The organism is Pseudomonas viridiflava, assembly GCF_003702045.1.
Lineage (GTDB): Bacteria > Pseudomonadota > Gammaproteobacteria > Pseudomonadales > Pseudomonadaceae > Aquipseudomonas > Aquipseudomonas viridiflava_C.
Map to the genome: position 1 here is coordinate 110372 of NZ_RBTP01000042.1, position 21285 is coordinate 131656.

The following is a 21285-nucleotide window of genomic DNA, read 5'->3' on the forward strand; positions in this document are numbered from 1 at the left end:
CTGCGCGTATTGGCTTTGATTCTTATGGCCTTTTCCGTTGGCACGGGGGTTGCTCTATTGAGGTATCGAATTCAAATCCCTCAGGAGTCAGCCATGATTACCCCGGCTCAGCAAGCGATCGTCAAGGCCACTGTTCCGATTCTGGAAACGGGTGGCGAGGCGCTTACCACGCATTTCTACCAAATCATGTTGCGTGATCATCCCGAGGTGCGCCCGCTGTTCAATCAGGCCAATCAGGTCAACGGTGCCCAGCCGCGTGCGCTCGCCAATGCGGTGTTGATGTACGCCCGTAATATCGAGCGCCTGGAAAACCTCGGGCCGCTCGCCGCACAAATCGTCAACAAGCACGTGGCCTTGCAGATTTTGCCCGAGCATTACCCCATCGTGGGCTCATGCCTGTTGCAGGCCATTCGCGAAGTGCTGGGCGCTGAAACAGCGACCGACGAGGTGATTGCCGCATGGGCGGCGGCCTATCAGCAGTTGGCCGATATCCTGATCGGTGCCGAACATCAGGTGTATGAGCAGATAGCGGCCGCGCCGGGTGGATGGCGGGGTGGGCGTGAGTTCAAGGTGGTTGCCAGAACACCCGAAAGCAGCGAGATCACCTCGTTCTATCTGGAGCCGGTGGACGGTGGGCCGGTCATTGCACACAAGGCTGGTCAGTACATCGGCCTGCGCCTGAACGTGAACGGCCAGGAATTACGCCGCAATTACTCCCTGTCGGCCTCATCGACAGGGGTCGGCTACCGCATCAGCGTCAAACGAGAGCACGGCGGCGTGGCGTCCGTCTATTTGCATGATCAGGTCCACGTTGGTTCGGTGTTGGAACTGTTTCCACCCTCTGGCGAGTTCACGTTGATCGAGGGCAGCAAGCCATTGGTGTTGATCAGTGGCGGCGTCGGCATCACGCCAACCCTGGCGATGGCAGAAACCGCGCTGGAAGCTGGCGACCGGCAGGTGGTGTTCATTCATTACGCGCGCAATGCCAACGTGCAGGCCTTTCAGGATGTGCTCGAAGGCTGGCGCAGCCGATATCCGCGGTTCGAGGTGCATGTGGTCTACAACGAAGCCACCCCAGGTGCTGCACAGCCGAGTGCCGTTGGGCTGCCGTCAATCGAGCACTTGCAGCAATGGCTGCCTGAGGACAGGGACGTCGAGGCTTATTTCCTGGGCCCCAAGCCGTTCATGGCCTTTATGAAGCGCGCGCTGCACGACCTGGGTGTGCCGGATGAACAGAGTCATTACGAGTTCTTCGGTCCGGCCGAGGCGCTGGCCTGAACGGCAGGTGAGTTCCTGGTTTCCTTGCCTGCGCGCAGGCCGGCAAGGGCACGCTTTATATCCTGCACGCACTGATCGGTCTGACGCCCCGGGTGTTGATCGAACATGTGCGGCACGCCGGGGTATACATGCACTTCCACCGGCACGCCGTCTTTGGAAAGCTGCATCGCAAAGGCCAGGTTTTCTTCAAGAAACAGGTCCAGCGCACCCACGCTAATGAAACTGGGTGGCAGCCCGCGAAGATCAGTCGCCAAGGCAGGTGAAAAATGCGCTGTACGGTCATCGTTCAGCGCATACGCGCCCTGCATGCACTGCCAGCAGAACCGGTTCGCCTCGCGGGTCCAACTGAGTGTTCCGGTGGTGGGGTTATCGCTGATTGACGTATCCGAGCCCGAGCGGTGATCGAGCATGGGGTACACCATCAACAGACCGGCGAGCCTGTAATCGCCTTTATCCCGCGCCATGATCGAGACCGCCGCGGCCAGACCACCGCCTGCGCTGTGGCCCATGATCACGACAGTGTGCGTATCCACACCCAGTGCCGGCCCTTCGTTGAAGATCCAGGCCAACGCCGTGTAGCAATCTTCCTGCGGAATGGGGAAGGGGTGTTCGGGAGCGAGTCGATAATCGACCGCCACGATCAGTACATTCAGCTCGTTGGCCAAGTCGGCGAGATAGTCGTCAGCCATCTCCGGGCGGCCCAGAACGAAACCGCCGCCGTGGATGTACAAAAGCGTCGCGAGTTTATGTGCAACGTCGAGGCTGTGTTCAGGACGATACACGCACAACCTGATGCGATCCGTTCGTGTCCAGTGCTGCTCGTGCCTCGCCTCGCCGGGCTTTTTCCAGGCGGCGTCAACGCGACGCCTGATCGCTGGCAGGTTATCGAGCGTCCAGACGCTCGAAGGCTCATCGAGAAAGGCGGCATAGGCAGGGTCGAGCAGGTCGTTGGCATCCATCGTTCCGTCTCATCAAAAAGCGCAGTAAACACCGGATTGTGGGAGGCGGCTTGCCGGCGATCTGCCGGGAACCGGCAGCAAGGCCTGAGCATGCGGTGTGCCAGATGCAACCCAGGGCCGCTGCGCAGCCCATCGCTGCCGTCGTAACCTCCGAAAGCTCTCACGCCCTTCGGGCAGAAGCATCTCCTCAGGATCCGACCCTTACAACCACGCCTTGATCTGCGCGCAGACCGCTGGCGTGGAAATGCCATAGCGATCATGCAGCGTGGGCAGGGCACCCGCATCCAGAAACGCATCCGGCAGCGCGATCTGCCTGAAGGTCGGCGTGACGCCATTGCGCAGCAGTACCGTCGCAACCGCTTCACCCAGACCGCCGATGATCGAATGGTTCTCTGCCGTCACCACCAGCCGACCCGGTTTTCTGGCTTCGGCCAGAAGGGTCTGTTCGTCCAGCGGCTTGATGGTCGGCACGTGCAATACCGCGACATCGACGCCATCGGCCTGCAGTTCCTTGGCGGCTTCAAGCGAACGCATGGTCATCAGGCCGGTGGAGATGATCAGCACGTCGTTGCCGGTGCGCAGGGTTTTGGCCTTGCCGATCTCGAATTGATAGCCGTACTCGTCAAGCACCAGTGGAACGTTGCCGCGCAGCAGGCGCATGTACACCGGCCCTTGGTGTGCAGCGATGGCCGGTACGGCCTGCTCGATTTCCAGGGCGTCACAGGGGTCGACGATCATCAGATTAGGCATGGCGCGGAAGATCGCCAGGTCGTCCGTGGCCTGGTGGCTGGGGCCGTAGCCGGTGGTGAGGCCGGGCAGGCCGCAAACGATCTTGACGTTGAGGTTCTCCTCGGCAATCGCCATGCAGATGAAGTCGTAAGCGCGGCGCGAAGCGAACACGGCATAGGTGGTGGCGAATGGCACGCAGCCCTCACGGGCCATCCCGGCGGCTGCGCTCATCAACAATTGTTCGGCCATGCCCATCTGATAGAACCGCTCGGGGTGCGCCTTGGCAAAAATGTGCAGGTCGGTGTATTTGGACAGGTCCGCTGACAGCCCGACGATGTCCGAACGCTGATCGGCCAATGCCGCCAGCGCATGGCCGAACGGTGCCGAGCGGGTGGCCTGACCTTCGGAGGCAATCGAGGCGATCATCGCTGAGGTGGTGAGCTTCTTCTTCACGGCCGGTGCTGCCGCAGGGTTCTGGTTGGCAGTGCTCATACGGTTTGCCCTTCGTCGAGGTTGTTCAGTGCAAGGTCCCATTCATGTTCGTCGACACGGATGAAGTGGGTCTTTTCGCGGGTTTCCAGAAAGGGCACGCCTTTGCCCATTTTGGTGTCGCAGATGATCACCCGAGGCTGCGCGCCCGGATGCTGGCGGGCGGCGTCGAACGCAGCGACCAGCGCTTGCAGGTCGTTGCCATCGACCCGTTGCGTGAACCAGCCAAAGGCCTGCCAGCGATCCACGATGGGCTCGAAAGCGAGCACTTCACTGGAATGGCCGTCGGCCTGCTGATTGTTCACGTCGATGATTGCGATCAGGTTGTCGAGCTTCCAGTGGGAGGCCGACATCGCCGCTTCCCAGGTTGAACCCTCATTCAGTTCGCCGTCCGACAGCAGGTTGTAAACGAAGGACGCCGACTGTTTGCGCTTCAGGCCCAGGCAGGCGCCGACGGCGATGCCCAAGCCGTGCCCGAGCGAGCCGCCGGTGATTTCCATGCCCGGTGTGTAAGCGGCCATCCCGGACATGGGCAGGCGGCTGTCGTCCGAACCGTAGGTTTCAAGCTCGTCCAGCGGGATGATTTCAGCCTCGATCAAGGCTGCGTACAGGGCAATGGCGTAGTGACCGATCGACAGGTAAAACCGGTCGCGCTCTTCCCATTCAGGGTCTTGCGGCCTGTAGCTCAAGGCATGGAAATAAGACACCGCCAACAGGTCGGCCGCGCCCAGCGCCTGCCCGACATAGCCCTGGCCTTGAACCTGGCCCATGCGCAGTGCATGGCGACGAATATTGTGGGCACGCTGTGCCAGCGACGTGGATGGGGCAGATAACGTTTGGGTTGTCATGGTGATGACTCCGTAAACTCAACGATTGACCGAGGCGGCAGGGATACGCAGGACCAGAAACGCGCCGATGAACAGCACGCCGGTGATCAGGTACATGCCGATGGCGCTGGAGCCGGTGGTGGTCGTGATCCAGCCGATCAGGTAAGGCGAGCAGAAACCCGCGAGGTTGGCGAAGCTGTTGATGCCCGCAATGCCGGCCGCTGCGGACACGCCGCCCAGCAGCGTGGTGGGCAGCATCCAGAACAGGGACGACGCCGAGAGCACGCCAGCTGCGGCCAGGCACAGGCTCAGCACCGAGAGCAGCAGGCTGTTGCCGAATACCGCCGCCAGGCTCAAGCCCAGCGCACCGGCAATCATCGGTAGAACCAAATGCCAGCGGCGCTCGCGGTGCTTGTCGCCGCTGCGGCCCATCAACAGCATGGCGACGATGGCGCACAGATACGGCACGCTGGTCATCAGGCCAATGTGCAGCGGATCGGCGAGCCCTGCGTTGCGGATCAGCGTTGGCAGCCAGAAGGTGATTGCGTACTGGCCCATGACCACACAGAAATAGATGCAGGCCAGCAGCCACAAACGGCGGTCGCGGATGAACGCGCCGACTGAGGCGTGTACGACTTTCTGGCTGTTGTCATCGGCCAATTCCTTATTGATCAGCGCCTTTTCGTCATCGGTGAGCCAGGTGGCCTGATGCACGCCGTCCTTGAGGTAGGCCAGCACCATCAGGCCGACGATTACAGTGGGAATCGCCTCGATGACGAACATCCACTGCCAGCCTGCCCAGCCATGAAAACCTGCGAAGGTGCCCATGATATAGCCCGACAGCGGCCCGCCGATCATCCCGGACAATGGGATGGCGATGAACCACAGCACGGTCATGCGGGCACGGCGATAGGACGGGAACCAGTAAGTCAGATAAAGCAGCAGGCCCGGTGCCAGACCGGCTTCTGCGACGCCGAGCAGAAAGCGCAGTGCATAGAATTGCCAGGCGGTTTCGACGAAGGCGAAGAGGGCGGAGATGATGCCCCAGGAAATCATGATGCGTGCAATCCAACGCCGTGCGCCGACGCGATGCAGGATCAGATTGCTGGGCACTTCACAGAGGAAATAGCCGATGAAAAACATGCCGGCACCGAGGCCGTAGACGGCTTCGCTGAAGGCCAGGTCGTTCATCATGGTCAGCTTGGCGAACCCGACATTGACCCGGTCCAGATAGGCGCACAGGTAGCACAGCATCAGAAACGGCATCAACCGCCAGGCGGTCTTGCGGTAGGCGTTGGCACGGGCGGTCGAAACCGCGTCGAGGGGCATGGTGGTGATCATGATGGTCTGATCTCTTGTTTTTATAGACCGCCAGGCAAACCGGCCTGGCGTGTCATCGATCCAGAGCAAATACGGGCCGTAACAGGTCTGATCGGCCCGCCGATGGGCTATCAGTGAATCAGCATGCCGCCGTTTACATCCAGCGTAACGCCGGTCAGGTACGAAGACAGGTCGCTGGCCAGAAACAGCGCGGCATTGGCCACGTCCTGAGCCGCGCCCAGGCGACCCAGCGGGATGCCTTCGATGATCGCGTGGCGTCGCTCGTCCTGCATCAGCCCGCCGGTGATATCGGTATGGATCAGGCCTGGTGCGATGGAGTTGATGCGAATCTGGTCCGGCCCGAATTCCCGCGCCATCGCTTTGCCCAGGCCGAGCACGCCGGCTTTCGCGGCGCTGTAGTGCGGCCCGCCAAAAATGCCGCCACCGCGCTGGGCCGATACCGACGACATGCAAACGATGCTGCCCGACCCTTGGGCGCGCATGGTCGGAATGACCGCCTGCGACATCAGTAGCGTGCCGCGCAAGCTGACGTCCAGCACCTTGTCGTAATCGCCCGGGCGGATGTCCAGCGTCTTGATCGGTTGGGTGATGCCAGCGTTGTTGATCAGCACGTCGATGCGGCCGAAGTGTTCGATGATTTTGGCAATGGCCTGTTTGACTTGGGATTCATCGGCGACGTTGGCGGCCAGGCCCAGATGGCCTTCACCCAGCGCGGCAGCAGCGTCACGTGCGGCGGCTTCATCGAGGTCGAGAATCACGACGCGTGCGCCGTGTTGCGCGAAAGTGACAGCAGTGGCACGACCGATTCCGCGTTCGGAGGCGGCACCGGTGATGATTGCGATTTTGCCTTGAAGCAGCATGAGGGGAGTCCTCTGATTGTTTTTATGGGTTCGATTCAAGTGATCGATGGGTTCAGAGTGTTCCCGGTGCTACCTACGAGCAATAACGCAGCCATCACTGGTCGATGAAAAAAATTCACCTCTCGTCAATTCTGCTGACCAGTGCTTGAATGCCAAAATCTCAATCTGCCTGATGCTTCGGAGCCACCATGCGTGTCGATGACGATCCACATTCCAACCTGCCACCCCTGAAAGCCATTCAGGCCTTCGAGCAGACGGCACGTTTCGGTAACCTGGCCCGCGCAGCCGAAGTGCTGGACCTGACGCCCTCGGCGGTGAGTCATCAATTGGCCAAACTGGAAGCGATGATCGGACGGCAACTGTTCGTGCGTGCGGCACGCGGCGTCACGCTGACGCCCGTAGGTGAGCAGTACCTGAAGGAGGTCTCTGGTCTGCTGCACAGCCTGGCGGTAGCAACCGAGCGGGCGGCCAGCGATGTCAGCCTGGATTGCCTGCGCCTGCACTCGTCACCCAGTTTCGGGCTGCTGTGGCTGATGCCGCGTCTGGAAGCGTTCCGGCTCAGCCACCCGGATATCCAGATCAACCTGTCGTGCTCCTACGAATCGCTGCACTTCAGTCGCGACAAGATCGATGTCGATATCCGCCACGGCCGGCCCAACTGGCCGAGTTATGAAGTGCGCACTGTGCGTCACGAAACCTTCGCAGTGCTGGCGTCGCCGAAGCTGCTGGAGCGGTATCCGGTCAACGGCGCGGCAGACCTGCTCAAGGGCGAGCTGATTCTGTCCGAAGCCACGCTACTGAAGTGGCCGGAGCTTTTCGCTCAGCATGGGCTGGCCCGCCCGGAAAAACCCTACACGCTCAGCTTCGACCGTTCTTACATGACCCTTGAAGCTGCCAGCCACGGCCTGGGCTTTGCGCTGGAAAGCACGCTGCTGGCTCAGAAATACCTGGAGAGCGGCGCGCTGGTGGAAGTCGCGCCGCACCTCTTGAGTTCACCGGTCGCGGCGCACCATCTGGTGTTTCCCAAGGCCCACTCCAGCTTTCCGAGGGTCAGGCGCTTCTTGGAATGGATGGAAAGCGAATTGGGCCACGGGTTCGTGTTCTGAGCCGGGCGTCAGAGGGCGTGCAAGGCGTCCTCGTGATGCATCGCCAGATGCCCGGTCTTGTCGCTCTTGACTTCGTATTGCGGGCTGTCTTTCGAGGCGGGCCGGTGCTTGCTCATGAACTCCACGTCCTTGACATGCACCTTGGTGACCTTGCCCTTGATCTCGCCTGCTTCCGAGTTCCAGCGCACGGCATAGCCAACCTTGAATGAAGTGGTCATGGGGTTCTCCTCCGGCACGGTTTCTGATGTGCTACTTAGAGCCAGGTCCTTTGGGAGCGTTCACAAGATAGTGGTAGGCCCACCACGTCTTCGCCGTAGCGCTATCACGCAGCAAGGGCGGACGAGTCCGCTCCCACGTAGTTCAATTGAGGATCATCCTGCGCACGCGACCACATCACGCCGTGACCTGCCTGGCTGATGGAGCAATCGGGCCGATCAGTGCTTTCAAATGCGTCAGCAATGGTCCCTGTTCCGGTTCGTTGTACATCGAGCACAAATTCTTTTCGATGTTCTTGCACAGGTCCTCCATTCTGATCCGGTGCTGGCTATTGCCGAAGGGTGCCTGTAAATCCGTGCCGATGCGTTCCATCGCCAGCAGCATGCAGCCCACTACCGTGGAGATGATCGGGGTAAACCAGCCCAGGGTCGTCACCATACTCAGCGGCATGATCACGCAGAACAGGGCGCTGAACAGCCTGGGGAAATAAACGTAGGGGTAGGGCAGCGGCGTATTGGCGATGCGCTCCATGCCGCCCTGGCAGTTGGACAGATCGACCAGCGTGGTTTCAAGACGGGAAAACCGGATGCTGTCCAGCCGTCCCTGGGCAAACTCTTCGGCAATGATTGCCGCCGATCCGCTCAGGATGTCATTGGGAAAGTTATTGCTGTCACGCGCACGCTCGATTTCGACATCCGGGACCAGACCATCGAGCTCTGCTGTACTGACGTCGCCTTTCAAATGCGCACGCAGTGCGCGCAGGTAGGCCACATGCCGACGAAACAATAGCCCTTTAACCGGGTTTTCCCGGCGTGCGCCCTCACCGTCGATCAGGGTCAGGACCTGGCGGCCGTAACTGCGTGAGGTATTGACCATCGCGCCCCACAACGTCCGCGCTTCCCACCAGCGGTTATAGGCACTGCTGTTACGAAAACTGATCAGTACGATCAATGCCGAACACAGAAGCGTCAGCGGCATCAGCGGCAAATCGATGCCGATGCCGTCCATCAGCATGAAATCCGTGGTCACACCGATGTCCCACAACAGCAGCCACAACAGCGACCAGCCGACGTACGTCAGCGTCCGTTTGAAGCACTTCCATTTTTTTTCAAAAAGACCGGTCATGGCGACACTCCTGCCCAAGGTTGGAGAATGGCTGTTTACCGAGTTGTAACAAGCCGTGACACAAACCTACGCAATCCTCCTTAACACTTGCTTAATTGGCGTAATCATCCGGCGACTGCCGCGACGTTCTCCTTCATCCCTCGTGAAGCTCTCCTGCGCCCGCTCATTCGGGAACCGCGCGCTCATCCGGGACCACTCAGACGATGGCGATCTGTCCAGAGAGCAAGCCTTCACCTTGGGCGCTCGCCGCCTCATGTCTACCGCGCGTCGCCTGCCCTGGCTGACAACGGATTTTCGGGCGCATCCGCCCGGCAATTCGTCGCGCACCTTCATGCAAACGAAAAGGAAGATGTCATGGAAACGAGCTATGTGAGCCACCATTCTCCGATGCATCAAAGTATGCGTATCCACTCTGATCCCGAGTCCGAAGCCAGCAGCGCGGTGCAGGCCACGAGCCCGCCCTCACAGGCTCATGAGCGGGCAATGATCGACCACCTGAAAGGCTACTTTGACGTACACAAAATGCCTGCTACAGCGTCTTCTGCAGAGATCGGCATCGAGCAAATCCGGGCAAACCAGACGCATAACGAAGCAATCGATGCGCTGATCAGCAGCCGTGCCAGAGTTCTGCTGGCACAGGGAGAAACGCCTGCAACGATCGGCGATACCTTTGCCAAGGCAGAAAAGCTCGATCGACTGGCGACCACAGCGTCCAGCTCGTTAAGGGCGATGCCTTTCGCGGCGGCGTCCGTACTTCAGTACATGCAGCCGGCGATCAATAAGGGAGACTGGCTGCCAGCACCGCTCAAACCCCTCACACCGCTGATTTCCGGGGCGGTGTCCGGTGCAATGGACCAGGTTGGCACTGCCCTGATGAACAGGGCGACTGCTGATATTCACTACCTCAAGACGGCACCGGAGAATCTTCACGACGTCATGGCCGCGTCGGTTCAGCGCCATGCACCGGGGCTTGCCCGACAGACAGTGGATCTGGGCATCGCTGTGCAGACGTACACCGCGCGCAATGCAGTGCGTACTGTTCTGGCGCCTGCGCTGGCCTCCCATCCCCAGGTGCAGGGCGCGGTGGATATCAGCGTTTCGGCGGCGGGCGGTCTGGTGGCCAACGCAGGTCTGGGTAATCGCATGCTCAGCGTTCAGGCACGAGACCACCAGCGAGGTGCGGCGTTCGTGCTGGGCCTCAAGGACAAGCAGCCCAAGGCCACGCTGGATGAAGAAACCGACTGGCTTGCGGCCTATAACGCGATCAAGTCCGCCAGTTACTCCGGTGCAGCGCTCAACGCCGGCAAGCGTCTGGCCGGTCTGCCACTGGATGTGGCCACTGACGGCACGAAAGCGGTCGCCAGTTACATGACCGGGACCAGCCTGATGAAAAACGGTCTGGCGCTGGCCGGTGGCTTTGCCGCTGTCGGTAAGTTGCAGGAACTGGCGACCCAGAACATTAAAAATCCGGCGGCCAAAGCGTTTGTCAGTCAGGCGACCAACCTCGTTGGGTCCGCGCCGGTCTTTTCAGCCTGGACCACCGCCGACGTGGTGGGTGACACGGCAACGGATAAGGCCGAGGCGTTCATTCAGGACACGGTCAAGTCAGCCGTCTCAAGCGCAACAGGCCGTGTTGCCAGGCAAACTGCAGACCTGGCTAAAGGCTCGGCAGACGTGGCGATGGAGGGTATGCGCATGGGCGCAGAGGCTGTCACGACCACGGGCGCGAGGCTGCGTGAGCAGTTCGATACGTTGCGCCATCGCACGGTGCGCGCGCCAGATATCGAGGAAGGCGGCATTCCGAGCGGGCTGGCCTTGGAAACCAGGCGTTCTTGATGATTGCCAACGGTCAGTGATACAGGAGCGCACTTCGAAAAGTGCGCTCCTCGTTGCAGGCCGGGTTTTGTTCCGTGCTTAGAGCTCGGTGTGCTGGGTCGAGGCCTTGGTCTTGTCGTAGGCGTGTTTGACATCGGTCATGGCGATATTGCCGGTGGTCAGCTTGAGGTCTTCGCTGTCGCTTTTCACCAGGGCGAACTTGCCATGATTGGCGTCGATATTGTTTAGATCCAGCGCCATATCGCTGAACTGTTTGCCACCGTTGGTGCGGCATAGTGTGCCGAAATCGTCTGCTTTGAACCCGTCCACATGCAAGTGCGTGTTGGCGTTGAGCTGGATGATTTTGTCGTCGGCACCTTTGGCGCTGCTGTCAAGAATATTCAGGTTGGTGACTTTAGCCCCGCCTTCGCCTTTGACGGTAATCAAGTCTTCACCGACGTTGGCAGCATGAAGGTTTTGAATGGTCACAGGTTTGTCATTGGCGGCGTTGACGTGAATGCCATCTGCTTCATTCTCGCCCAGGTTGACGTTCTTCAATGTGGCCCCCTCGGCCAGCTCGAACAGCGGCTTCTGGTTTTCGCTCTGGTCCCCGTTGCCTAAGGCGCTGCCTGCGGTAAAGGTTTTGCCGCCACCGTCAAAGGTTTCGCCTGGGCCGACCTTGATGGTTTCGTTCACTACCACTGTCTCGCCGGAGGTTTTAGGCATGTGTACGGGGTTGACGCCTGATGTTGCACCTGTGCCTGAGGTGCTGCTCGGTCCGCTGGACGGGTTGGTGACTGAGGGTGAGTTGCCGTTCTCATTGCCGGTCGCTGAAGGCGTATCGCCACCTGCATCGCCCGTAAGTTCTCCTGTGCCGTCACCTCCGCCCGGGGCCTCAGGTATGCCACCACCATCACCGCCCGTGGCTTCAGGCGTGCCGCCGCCATCACCGCCCGTGGCTTCAGGCGTGCCGCCGCCATCACCGCCCGTGGCTTCAGGCGTGCCGCCGCTATCACCGCCCGTGGCTTCAGGCGTGCCACCACCGTCACCGCCGCCTGTTGGCTCAGACCCCAGTCCCCCGTCGTTCTGGAAGTCATTGGGGTCTTGGGTCGGGTCATTGGCGTTGTCTTGCTTGTTGAGCAGTTTCGCCAGCATTTGGAACAGGGATGAAATCGTATCCTTGAACTGCTGAAGCATATTCTTCAGATCGTCAGCGGATGTGCTGCCTTCCGGTGAGTCCAGAGGATGTGTTTCAGGTTTACCAAAGTCGACATTGCGCTGAGTGCCTGAGTTGAACAGCAAGGCGCCAGCGTCTATCGACGGGTCCTCATTCTGACCCGCCTGCGGACTGTGCTGGAGGCCGCTACCGTTCAGCGCCGAAAAGTCCAGCGCCTGGGGCGAGTAGGACTGGGATGAAAGACCGATGCTCATGATGCTTACCTCCTGGAGAACAGGTTCGCTGACTAACGTCCTGAATCCATCAGGCGCGAGTTCAGCGTCGTCGTTGTTTCAATCGCGATTGAGTGCGTAGGGTTGACGTTGCGACAGTGAGTGGCGCAGGGCGGATGAGGGGTTCCGTTTTGGCTGTGCCGTTGGGCAGTCAGTACGCGCGCGTGTGATTGACGATGGTTCGGCGAAAGCAGGGAACCGAACGCGTGCATTTGCGACTCAGTGCGCGCACGTCGGTATTCGGCTGGCGTCGCAGCAAACAAAATGAGAGGCCAGGCAATGGACAACTACGCCGCACAGTACACATCCCTTATTGATGAAATCTGCACGCTGAGCCTGATTGCATCACCCGAGCGGTTCTACGAATCTGCCAACTTCACCCTCGACGGTGTCGACTTCACCCTCCAGTATCAAGACCGCGATCAGGGCCGTGCCGTGTTGATCTACGGCGACATGGGCCCGCTGCCCGAGCGCAATCGTGATCAGGCACTGCTGTCCTTGATGGACATCAATTTCCACCTGTTTTCCGGGGCACATAGCCCTGCGTTCTCGTGGAACTCGCAAACCGCCCGGGTGCTGTTGATGGGCTCCGTCGCGCTGCAGATGGCGAATGCCGAAGGCGTTCTGCTGATGATGAGATCGTTTGCCAATCTGGCGAGGGAATGGCGTGAACATGGATTCGTCGGCAAGGCCGTTGGTGATGACGCGCGCGGCGGGGCCAGTGTCCCGCCATCAGAGCGGCGTGAGGTGCGTTCGGCGCAAGGAAGGGTCCAATGATCAATTCTCGGGTAGGAGGATCCGGCGAGATACAAATGGTTGCGCAGAGGAGCGAGGAGACTGACCCTTCCGTCACCTCGGCTCACCCGAATGCGGTAACCCCTAGCAGTAATCCTGCGCTTCTGTCCGGGCAAATAGGCCAACGTCTGGAGCCCTCTCTGGAGTCTCATGCGGCGCACATGGGTGTAGCGTTGCGCCACACTGAGCTGTTGGCGACTTTTCAGGTTCAGCAGGCGAGCATACGACAAACCAGCGGCCGCAAGGTCAGTGAGCATGCGGCGCTCTTGATTGGAGGCATGCTCGAACAGGCCAACGGTCACGCGTCTGAAAACGCAAAGGTGGGGTTTGAGGTCATGGCAGGGCGCTTGTGCGGGCCGCGCTTTGCGTTGGAAAGTTTCCAGTCCAGTGACGTCAAGTCAATGCTTGAGAAGCTCACCAACAAGGATGATGTGCCGGATAAGGATGAGGTCGGGCAAGTGCTCAAAGGCCATGCCGGTGCGATCGCCGATCAACTTGAGCACTTTCAACTGATGCACAACGCTTCCAGCGTGCACCTGGGGGAATGTTCGGCTCGCGACCGAAAGACCTTCGAGGTCAGCCAGGCGGCCTTGGGCGAATACGCTGGACATGCGAGCAAAGCGATTTCTAGTGTGTTGAGCGAAAAATCTACGGATCTGGACAAGCGACTGGCTGATCTGGACAAGCAGCTCAAGGGTATGGCTGATGGCGAGGAAAAGTCCGCGCTTTTAATCCACAAAGAAACCCTTGGCGAAGCCAAAGCCATGCTGGCCGGTATTCAGAGCGATTTTTCCAAGTCGCCTCAGGCAAAGCATTTGAAATCCGTGGCTGCCCATGCGCAATTCGATACGCAGCTCAAAGAACTGAACGAGGATCGTGCCGGGATCGGATTTCTGCAAGGCGCAGGCCGTATGACTGCCGCTGCGATTCCGCAATTTCTATCATCGATGACGCATTTGGGGTTTATCCGCTCGGCTACCAACGATGAGTTCAGAGCGGCAGTGCCGGGTTCAAGCAGCGACGCCAGCATGCTGGAAGCCACCGTGATAGGACTGGTCGCAGGGATTGCTCATGAAGGCGTTACCAACCTGGTGAAGCCGATGCTCCAATCCGGCTTGCAGGTATCAGGTCTTGATAAGCGTCTGGGCATGGCGCCGCTCAGAGGCGTCGATACCGAATCGGTGATTCCTGATCCGCTTGAGTACAAGTCGCAAGACGGTGTAATGGTCAAAAAGTCCGACGAGGAACTGGCTGCCGAGAAAGCGCAGGTCAAAGCGCAGCGCGCGGTGTTTGAACAGAAGAAGGTTCAAGTTTCTTCTACGCATCCGCTTGGCGAAATGATCCCTTACATGAGCTTTGGCGGCGGTCAGGCGATTCGCCAATTGCTGCATGATTTCCATCAAATCAACGGGCAGACGGTCACCGCCAGGGCGTTGACTTCGGGGATGGCTGGCGCAGTGTCGGCATCGGCTCAGGCGCTTTATCAGATGAAAGCCACCTACACCGATCCGCAGGGGCGAAATATTCCGGTGTTCACTACCGACAAGTCCACCAGTGAACTGGGCAAGGATCTGGCCAAGGGATTGGACCCGCGCGATGCCGCCGTTCGGACTTCGTTCTACAGCAAGGCGGTTTCGGGTATCCAGAGTGTTGCATTGACCGCAGAGCTGCCTGCCGTAGCGCAGGCAGGCATCAAAGGCGGGCTCAGTGCCGGCAGGATTGTGGGCAACATGGCGCTGGCCGCGTTGGGTTCTGTGTCGTACTTGTCCACGCTGTACGCCAATCAGTCGGTTACGGCTGAAGCAAAGGCTTTGAAGGCCGCTGGCGAGGGCGGAGCGACCCCGATTCTGGAGCGCACCGAAACCGCGTTCACCAACATTCGTCGTCCGAACAGAGACTCACTCCCGCATACGTTCTCTCCCGATCAGCTCGCAGGCTTGCCTCGTATGGCAGAGAACACCTACCACAGGGCCAGGGGCGTGTTGCAAGTACCGAGTCAGGTGGCTGTCGACGTGCTGCGCACCGTTGACGATGGCGTGCGCAGTAGCTTGTCGTCGTTGCAGGATAAACTTAAAAGCCAATTTCAACGCCAGACCGTGGCGACTCCGCGTCCAGACGAAGAGGCTGTCGAGAGCCCGGTCGTCACAGAGCCCGTTGTGCCGCCTGATACTCAGCTACGGCCAACTACGGTGAGCGTTGAGCGGCCAACAAGCGTTGCGATGGACGATGAGACTTTAAGGGCTCTTGAAGAGGGGCTTCTGCCGCAGGCAACACCGCAGCCACAGCGTGCCCCTCAACAATCTGTTCCTGTAACACCTTCATATGCACCCACGCTGGAGGCGATGGAGGAGGGCCTGTTGAAGCCTGACCAAAGCACGATTCCTTCACGTTGAACGCTTCCCCGCGCGTCGGTTACCCCGCACTGATGCGCGGTTTTTCCTGCACAAAGACCCCGTTAAAGGACGCTAACGATGAACAACTCACCGACTGATTTTTCCCGCCTCATCCACTCGCTGGGGGCGCAGCTTGGCACTTCGCTCACGGCACAGAATGGCGTCTGCGCCTTATACGACAGCCAGGACAATGAAGCGGCCGTGATCGAATTACCGGATCACAGCGAGATGGTCATTTTTCATTGCCGCGTGGGTCGCTGCCCGGATCGATCTGACGATTTGCAGAAACTGCTCAGCCTGAACTTCGACGTCGCGCGGATGCACGGCTGCTGGTTCGCGGTTGATAAAGGGGATGTCAGGCTGTGTGCCCAGCGTGAACTGGCGTTGCTGGATGAGCCTCAGTTTTGTGATGTGGCGCGTGGCTTCATCGTTCAGGCGCGCGAGGCGCGTGCGTTCCTGCAGGCTTGATCGTCTTGGGCATCAACAGAGCACCGCATAAACGCGGCGCTCTGTGCGTGCGTGTGGTCAGGTTTTCAGTTCGAAGCCTTGTTTCTTCAGCAGATCGGCCGCTTCCTTAAGTGACTCCGATGGCCGTGACAACTCCCCGTCAAACGTATAGCCAATCGGCGTGTCCTGATCTTCACCGTAGACAAAATTGATACGCCCCAGGACTTTGGTGATATTCAGCGACGTGCCGCTGTTGTAGCTGGCCAGTGGCGACGGCAGCGTGAAATTTTCAGCCTGGGTAGCCGTGTGGAATACCACCAGACGCTTGATGCGCATCTGGTTGCGGTCTTCGAGCAGCCCGGAGAGCTCTTTCTGGGTCATGTCGCCCTTGAGACTGCCTTCGTCGATCCTGTCGATCATCGAGTCCTTGGGCTCCAGGCGCACCCGTGCCAGCGTTCCGTCACTGGCCTGCATGGCGTTGAGCATGGCGCGGAGTTTGGGGTCCTTGCGCATGAAATCAGCCACCCTGGCTGCGTTCCCCGGGGCGCTGGCATCTCTGATGCTGCTCATGATTTTGGTGAGGATGCTTTCCGAGTCCAGTCCTGACAGGTCGGTCTTGCTGGTCTCGAAACGGGCGTTGTCCAGCACGCTGTGTTTCTTGAGCGATGCCTGGTGTTGAACGACTGCGCGCTTCAGATCACGCAAGGCCTTGTATTGCTTGTCGTTCTGCGAGCGATAGGTGTCGAAGAATGTCTTAAGCTCGGTGAGGCGTGTCTGAACCGCTTCCTCAGCGTTTGTGCCGGGTGTGGGGGTGGTCAGTCTGGCCAGTTCGGCGAGCCTGGTTTTGGTGGCTTTATCGTTGAAAGCAGCCCCCAGGCTGGTGGACAGCTTGTCCAGACTTTTGGCGGTCATCGGCGTGGCCACGTTATAGCGGAATTTGACCCGCTTGACGGTTCTCCTTTCCACCGACACGGTAACGTTGGCACCCACGTTATTGGCGGCCGACTGGGTGCCCGGTGTCGGGCCGGGGGCAGAGGCAGGCGTTGAGGTCGCATCGGTATGAGTGCCGCTCAGTTGCGCTCTTCCCTGGATGCCTGCGAGGAAACTGTTGAACCAGCGTGGACGGTTTTTTCCTCCCTCGCGCAATTCGGTCTTGTCGTTTTTCTGCGTCAGAGAGTAATCGGTGTAGGACAGCAGGTTGATGGTGACGTTGGCCGCGACCCCCAGACGCGCCACCGCAGACAGCGGCTTGCTGTCCTGTACGGAAAGGCCGAAGCCGATACGCATATCTGCCGTGCCGCCAGCGGTGATATCAAAATTGAATCGGCGAGCCTGATAGGTTTCATGGTCCACCGCCTTCTTCATGACTTGCAGAGGGTTCAGTGCGCCTTCGAAGAGATCGTCGACGAACTCGTCTATGTTCTCGTCCGCCACATTGAAGACCACGCCACTGCGTTGGCTGCCCGCAGCGGTGGCGACCAGCTCCCCTCCCAGGCGAAAGTTGGGGGTCATCCTGCGGTTGTTGCCGATGTTGACGCTGCGTGCCGGGTTATTTTCATCAACGAGTACCGGCCAGTAATCCTTGCCTGCGCCGACGCCGCCACTGAGGTTGCCGGCGGCTTCACTCAGCAGATACAAGGTGATGCCGCCCTCGGTACGCTCGGCATTGAGGATGTAGTTGCGGTTGCCCGTGGCACCAGCGGTGGGCCAGGGGCCTGTTCCCATGTCGGAAAGAACAGTGAGCGGGCTGGTCAGGTTGCCGCCATAACTGCGCGTCAGGCCTATTTCGTCATCGCCATGTTCAAGCTGTTTGAGCATGGACTTGAATTTGTCGGCCAGCTCGCTCTGGTCTTTGCTGCCGGTTGCCGCCCGCATGTTGACGCTGACAGCGTGGTCGGGTTTTTTGAAGACCTTCAGGAACGTCTTGACCGAATCATAGGAAGTTTCCAGTGCGCCGTTGTCGGTAAAGCCCATGTCGGTAACCAGCTTGATCGGGTTCTCGCCATAGGTCTTGTCGCGCAGCGCTGTAAGCTTTTTCTCCAGTACGGAAAGGTCGTTCTGTGGCGTGAGCAGTTCGGCCTGATCCAGCAATTTGCCCAGTTCATGGAGCGTCACCAGATCCAGCGCCAGGCGTGCCTTGCTAAGGCCCTGATCTTCGCCCGCGTCGCGACGTCGGCCCAAGGGGATGTCGATTTTCTGGTGGGATATTTTCACGCCGTTGTCTTTTAGCGTTTTGAGCAGTTCGGCGGTCGGGCAGTCAGGGGATGGGGCAATGATGGCGAGGGCATCATCCAGTTCCTTGACCAGATCATGGCCGGAACTCTTGAAGTTGAACGCTTCACCCAGTTGCGCAAGCTTTTTGCCCAGTTGCATGCGACTGGAAGCTTTTGCCAGTTCACCGTGCTGGTTGAGTACGCCGTCCTGCTGGCGAAGATTTTTGACACTGCCGTAGCTTTGACCGATGGCAATCAGCGCCGTGTGGCTGTGCTGTTCCAGTTCGTCGCGTAACGCCTCCAGCGCCTTGACGAAAGGTTCGCCTGCCGGCCCCAGGGTTGTCAGGCGCTCGATACGCGACTTCAGATCCCTGCCAGCTAAAGGAGGTGTACCTGCGGACTCATGGATCAGCTCCAGTTGCTTGAAGACGATCGATTCTCTGCTGTAAAGCTCTGCGAGCCCTTCGCGACCACGGTAGCGATGCTGAATGTGGTAGCCCGCGACCTTCATCCAGCGTGGCACTTCCAGCGTGTTCTTCCAGATATTGGCCCGTATGAATTCGCGGGTAGGGGCGCGATGGCTTTTCTCCATGCCGCCGCGCCCGCCTGTGTTGACGTCCACCTTCGCAGTCAGCCCGGAGAAGGGCAGCCGCCATGTGGTGTGCGCGCGCTTGATTCGTTGATGTGTGTCGTTCAGCCCGTTCTCTTCCACCGGCCGTTGGGTGAACGGCTGCCACTGGCCACCCTTGAGTCGCATCAGACCCTGATCCGCTGCGTCCTCGACTTGCGCACTCAGTACGTTGTCGTCGTTGCTGAACAGCGCTTTGATGGGTTGCCCGTTGGGCGTGGATACCGGGGTCCATTTGGCGTTCATGACATCTGCCAGCCGGGTGGATTGCCAGGATTGCCGAGGCATGCAGAACAACCCGCCGGTGTCGGTCAGTGCGTAGAGGTTGTGCTTCTCGTCCAGCGAGAGGGTCTTGATCTCGCCTTGCAGGCCCTCAAGCGCCAGGTTCGAGGGCTTGCCGTCTTTTCGGTGGGCAGTCAAGCGGTTCTGATCGTCAAGCGCAACGAACCGCTTTTCGCTGACCATCGCAAAGGCGGTGATGACCCGGCCTTCGAGCCCTTCGATTTCCTTGCCCAGTTCGACCTTGGTGGAGCGGGCCGTCTGAGCCAGTGATGTATGGGGCCCGAACGCGACATTGGGGTGCTCCGGGCTGACCTTCAGCGTGTGAAGTTTGCCGCCCTTGAGCGCATACGCGTTGCTGTCGGCGCCTCGTTGCAATTGTTCGACGTCCTTGATTCCAGCGTCTTTCCAGCACTGGGGCGTTGCATCCCAGCGCTGCAAGCTGCCGGCGCTGATCCCCACCAGTCCCGAGCGGTCAAGGTTCAGCCGCCCGGCGGCTTCGGGGGCAGCGACCGTTGGCAGGCCGGTGGTGTTGTCCAGTGCCAGTGCTTCGGTAAGGTTCCAGCCGCTCTCCATCTGCGAGCGTTGCGGGTCAAGCGCATGTGAATGCACCTCCCCCTGACGGTTCTTGACCAGTGCGTGTACGCGACCATCGTTTGCGCTGATAAATCCGGTGACACTGTGGTGTCCGCCGAGGGTTTGACCTTGGCGCTGATAGCGCGCTCGCTCCGGCTCAAGGCTCAGCTGTGGATCGTCGCCTTCCAGCACGGTTCTGGGTGTCGAATACAGCCTGCCTTGAGTGTCTGCGATGAAGAGATGGTCAGCGCTCAATCCCACCGACGCCGCCTGCGCATTGCCGTCGTCCAGTTTCAGCGTTTTCTGATGGCGCGGGCCGCCAGTGCCGGGGCTCATGTCTGCGATCAGAAGCGTTTGGGTGTCTGTACCACTCAGACAGGCAACGGTGCTGTCCGGCGCGACTGAAAAGGATTGAAGGTCGTCTACCTGCAGGTGGGGCATCTCGTTGCTTGAGAGGTCAACGACTACGTCATCGCTTTTCGCGTAGATCAAGCCATTGCCACCCGTCGTCAGGCTGTTGAAGGCGTTCTCTTCGTTCCCTTCCGGTATGTTCCAGCGCAGGCTGGCGGTATCGAAATGGTAGAGCCGGTCTTCATGAACGCGCAGTTGCTCGCCATTGGGATCACAGTGAACACCGGTGATGTGCGCGATGTGAGCCTTGCCGGGCAGCTCCAGTGTCGCGTTGTTACCATTGACGTTAACAAGGGCATGGCCCGCGTTCGCTTCCAGGTTTACGTCAGCGTGCCTGTCAGTGTCGGCTGCAGGCGTCTGTTGGCTGCTACGAATGACCGCCAGCGATACCGTGTTCTGTGTCATGTTCAGCAGGTGCCCGCTGGACTCCAATAGCAGGTGATCCTGATCGCCGGGTGGGCTGTGTACCGCCAGATAATGCTGTTCGGGCTTGCCAAGAATAGTGTCCAGCAGCGGCGCCATGCCAGGGGTCGAGAATGTCGAGAAGTCGGGTTTGCCGTTCGCATTCAGTGTGATTGACGGCTGTTCTGGTGTGTCACTTTCCAGGTTCGCGAGCTGTTCATCAAACCGTCCGGCATTGCTGCGTGTAAGACCGCTGGGCCGAGCTGCGGAAGCATCGCTTGAGGCGCTAGGGGAACTGCGGCTCTCATTGACCCCCGGTCGCCTGACTGACGGGCGCGGCGTGTTCGATGGCTGTTCCTGCCTGAGGCGTTCCAGATTCCCTGACTGGCGATCAAACCGTCCGGCGTTACTGCGTGTAAGGCCGGACGGCGGCGCTGCCGAGGTGTGGTGTGCCTCTCGCGTCGACGGGTTGCCGGAAGCGCTGCTCCCATCGGATCGAACTCGCATCGTTGCGGCATCCGGTCTGTCGGTGCCACGACTGCCGCTCGTGGCCAGTCGCCCGTCAGTCTGCCTGTTTGAGGTGGATCCGGGCGGCGTAGGGGTGACATTTTGGCGGGGAGATCTGTTTTTCTGAAACAACTTTCCGACGCCCTTGGCCATCCTTCTGCCAATGCTGCGCAGCGAATGAGATGCTCGCTGGCTCGGTTGTTCGCTGCGCTGCTGCAACTCGGCTGCGTGGGTTGAAGTCGCAGTTGTTTGAGTCGGTACGGCGATTCCGGTTGCCCGGTTGATGGGGGGTGTTTGCACGTTACATCTCCCTGTCCATGTGTCGGATCGCCCAGCGTTCTGGACGAATCCTGAAAATCCAAACTGATAACTGGGTGTCCGGACCTGACGGTCGGTTCCATTGCTTGTGTGACTGGCTGAAATGATTCACCCAAGGCTTT

General features: G+C 59.7%; 15 protein-coding genes. 6 read left to right on the forward strand and 9 right to left on the reverse strand.

Annotated features, from left to right (window positions below; translation table 11 throughout):
- The first annotated feature begins 93 nt into the window (after positions 1-93).
- Positions 94-1278 (forward strand): NO-inducible flavohemoprotein, encoded by a 1185-nt coding sequence (hmpA, locus tag ALP40_RS13875; protein ID WP_122208828.1) that lies wholly within the window; start codon positions 94-96, stop codon positions 1276-1278.
- Here the strand turns inward: hmpA and ALP40_RS13880 are convergent.
- The 5 genes from ALP40_RS13880 to ALP40_RS13900 form a co-directional block, all read right to left on the reverse strand.
- Complete coding sequence (locus tag ALP40_RS13880) at positions 1242-2237, reverse strand: alpha/beta hydrolase (protein WP_122208829.1); 996 nt, start codon at positions 2235-2237, stop codon at positions 1242-1244. The genes hmpA and ALP40_RS13880 overlap by 37 nt on opposite strands.
- Before the next feature lie 201 nt (positions 2238-2438).
- Positions 2439-3458, reverse strand: a complete 1020-nt coding sequence (locus ALP40_RS13885; RefSeq protein ID WP_122208830.1) for a transketolase family protein — start codon at positions 3456-3458, stop codon at positions 2439-2441.
- The gene (locus tag ALP40_RS13890; RefSeq protein ID WP_122208831.1) at positions 3455-4303 is read right to left on the reverse strand and encodes a transketolase; all 849 of its coding nucleotides are present in this window, start codon (positions 4301-4303) and stop codon (positions 3455-3457) included. The genes ALP40_RS13885 and ALP40_RS13890 overlap by 4 nt, the downstream gene beginning before the upstream one ends.
- A gap of 18 nt (positions 4304-4321) precedes the next feature.
- A complete protein-coding gene (locus tag ALP40_RS13895) occupies positions 4322-5623 on the reverse strand; it encodes an MFS transporter (RefSeq protein WP_122208832.1) in 1302 nt (433 codons plus the stop codon).
- Between the two features lie 110 nt (positions 5624-5733).
- Positions 5734-6483, reverse strand: coding sequence for an SDR family NAD(P)-dependent oxidoreductase (locus ALP40_RS13900; protein WP_122208833.1), 750 nt, complete (start codon positions 6481-6483; stop codon positions 5734-5736).
- A gap of 188 nt (positions 6484-6671) precedes the next feature.
- Between ALP40_RS13900 and ALP40_RS13905 the strand changes: the two genes are divergently transcribed.
- Positions 6672-7589 (forward strand): LysR substrate-binding domain-containing protein, encoded by a 918-nt coding sequence (locus tag ALP40_RS13905; RefSeq protein ID WP_122208834.1) that lies wholly within the window; start codon positions 6672-6674, stop codon positions 7587-7589.
- 8 nt (positions 7590-7597) lie between these two features.
- Here the strand turns inward: ALP40_RS13905 and ALP40_RS13910 are convergent, their stop codons facing one another.
- Both ALP40_RS13910 and ALP40_RS13915 read right to left on the reverse strand, forming a co-directional pair.
- On the reverse strand, positions 7598-7807 hold the full coding sequence (locus ALP40_RS13910; protein ID WP_122208835.1) for a DUF2945 domain-containing protein: 210 nt from the start codon (positions 7805-7807) through the stop codon (positions 7598-7600).
- 175 nt (positions 7808-7982) lie between these two features.
- Positions 7983-8930 carry a bestrophin family protein gene (locus ALP40_RS13915; RefSeq protein WP_122208836.1) on the reverse strand — a complete coding sequence of 316 codons (948 nt, stop codon included), beginning with the start codon at positions 8928-8930 and terminating at the stop codon, positions 7983-7985.
- A gap of 441 nt (positions 8931-9371) precedes the next feature.
- Between ALP40_RS13915 and ALP40_RS13920 the strand changes: the two genes are divergently transcribed.
- Entirely contained in the window at positions 9372-10766 is a 1395-nt protein-coding gene (locus tag ALP40_RS13920; protein WP_183136045.1) for a type III effector, read from the forward strand.
- 78 nt (positions 10767-10844) lie between these two features.
- On the opposite strand, the gene ALP40_RS13925 is transcribed toward ALP40_RS13920, so the two are convergent.
- Positions 10845-12176 carry a pectate lyase gene (locus ALP40_RS13925; protein WP_122208838.1) on the reverse strand — a complete coding sequence of 444 codons (1332 nt, stop codon included), beginning with the start codon at positions 12174-12176 and terminating at the stop codon, positions 10845-10847.
- Between the two features lie 297 nt (positions 12177-12473).
- Between ALP40_RS13925 and ALP40_RS13930 the strand changes: the two genes are divergently transcribed.
- The 3 genes from ALP40_RS13930 (at position 12474) to ALP40_RS13940 (ending at position 15850) form a co-directional block, all read left to right on the forward strand.
- Positions 12474-12971 (forward strand): CesT family type III secretion system chaperone, encoded by a 498-nt coding sequence (locus ALP40_RS13930; protein ID WP_122208839.1) that lies wholly within the window; start codon positions 12474-12476, stop codon positions 12969-12971.
- Positions 12968-15382, forward strand: a complete 2415-nt coding sequence (locus ALP40_RS13935; protein WP_259640707.1) for a restriction endonuclease — start codon at positions 12968-12970, stop codon at positions 15380-15382. The genes ALP40_RS13930 and ALP40_RS13935 overlap by 4 nt, the downstream gene beginning before the upstream one ends.
- A gap of 78 nt (positions 15383-15460) precedes the next feature.
- On the forward strand, positions 15461-15850 hold the full coding sequence (locus ALP40_RS13940) for a type III secretion system chaperone (RefSeq protein ID WP_122208840.1): 390 nt from the start codon (positions 15461-15463) through the stop codon (positions 15848-15850).
- A gap of 57 nt (positions 15851-15907) precedes the next feature.
- Here ALP40_RS13940 and ALP40_RS13945 read toward each other — a convergent pair whose 3' ends face one another.
- Positions 15908-21145 (reverse strand): AvrE-family type 3 secretion system effector, encoded by a 5238-nt coding sequence (locus ALP40_RS13945; RefSeq protein ID WP_122208841.1) that lies wholly within the window; start codon positions 21143-21145, stop codon positions 15908-15910.
- Positions 21146-21285 lie beyond the last annotated feature (140 nt).

Excerpts from the sequence above, each read along its gene's own strand:
- ALP40_RS13885 (WP_122208830.1), bottom strand. The coding sequence starts at position 3,458 with ATGAGCACTGCCAACCAGAACCCTGCGGCAGCACCGGCCGTGAAGAAG.
- ALP40_RS13905 (WP_122208834.1), top strand. The coding sequence starts at position 6,672 with ATGCGTGTCGATGACGATCCACATTCCAACCTGCCACCCCTGAAAGCC.
- ALP40_RS13925 (WP_122208838.1), bottom strand. The coding sequence starts at position 12,176 with ATGAGCATCGGTCTTTCATCCCAGTCCTACTCGCCCCAGGCGCTGGAC.
- ALP40_RS13915 (WP_122208836.1), bottom strand. The coding sequence starts at position 8,930 with ATGACCGGTCTTTTTGAAAAAAAATGGAAGTGCTTCAAACGGACGCTG.
- ALP40_RS13910 (WP_122208835.1), bottom strand. The coding sequence starts at position 7,807 with ATGACCACTTCATTCAAGGTTGGCTATGCCGTGCGCTGGAACTCGGAA.
- ALP40_RS13880 (WP_122208829.1), bottom strand. The coding sequence starts at position 2,237 with ATGGATGCCAACGACCTGCTCGACCCTGCCTATGCCGCCTTTCTCGAT.
- ALP40_RS13900 (WP_122208833.1), bottom strand. The coding sequence starts at position 6,483 with ATGCTGCTTCAAGGCAAAATCGCAATCATCACCGGTGCCGCCTCCGAA.
- ALP40_RS13895 (WP_122208832.1), bottom strand. The coding sequence starts at position 5,623 with ATGATCACCACCATGCCCCTCGACGCGGTTTCGACCGCCCGTGCCAAC.
- ALP40_RS13935 (WP_259640707.1), top strand. The coding sequence starts at position 12,968 with ATGATCAATTCTCGGGTAGGAGGATCCGGCGAGATACAAATGGTTGCG.
- ALP40_RS13890 (WP_122208831.1), bottom strand. The coding sequence starts at position 4,303 with ATGACAACCCAAACGTTATCTGCCCCATCCACGTCGCTGGCACAGCGT.
- ALP40_RS13940 (WP_122208840.1), top strand. The coding sequence starts at position 15,461 with ATGAACAACTCACCGACTGATTTTTCCCGCCTCATCCACTCGCTGGGG.
- ALP40_RS13930 (WP_122208839.1), top strand. The coding sequence starts at position 12,474 with ATGGACAACTACGCCGCACAGTACACATCCCTTATTGATGAAATCTGC.
- hmpA (WP_122208828.1), top strand. The coding sequence starts at position 94 with ATGATTACCCCGGCTCAGCAAGCGATCGTCAAGGCCACTGTTCCGATT.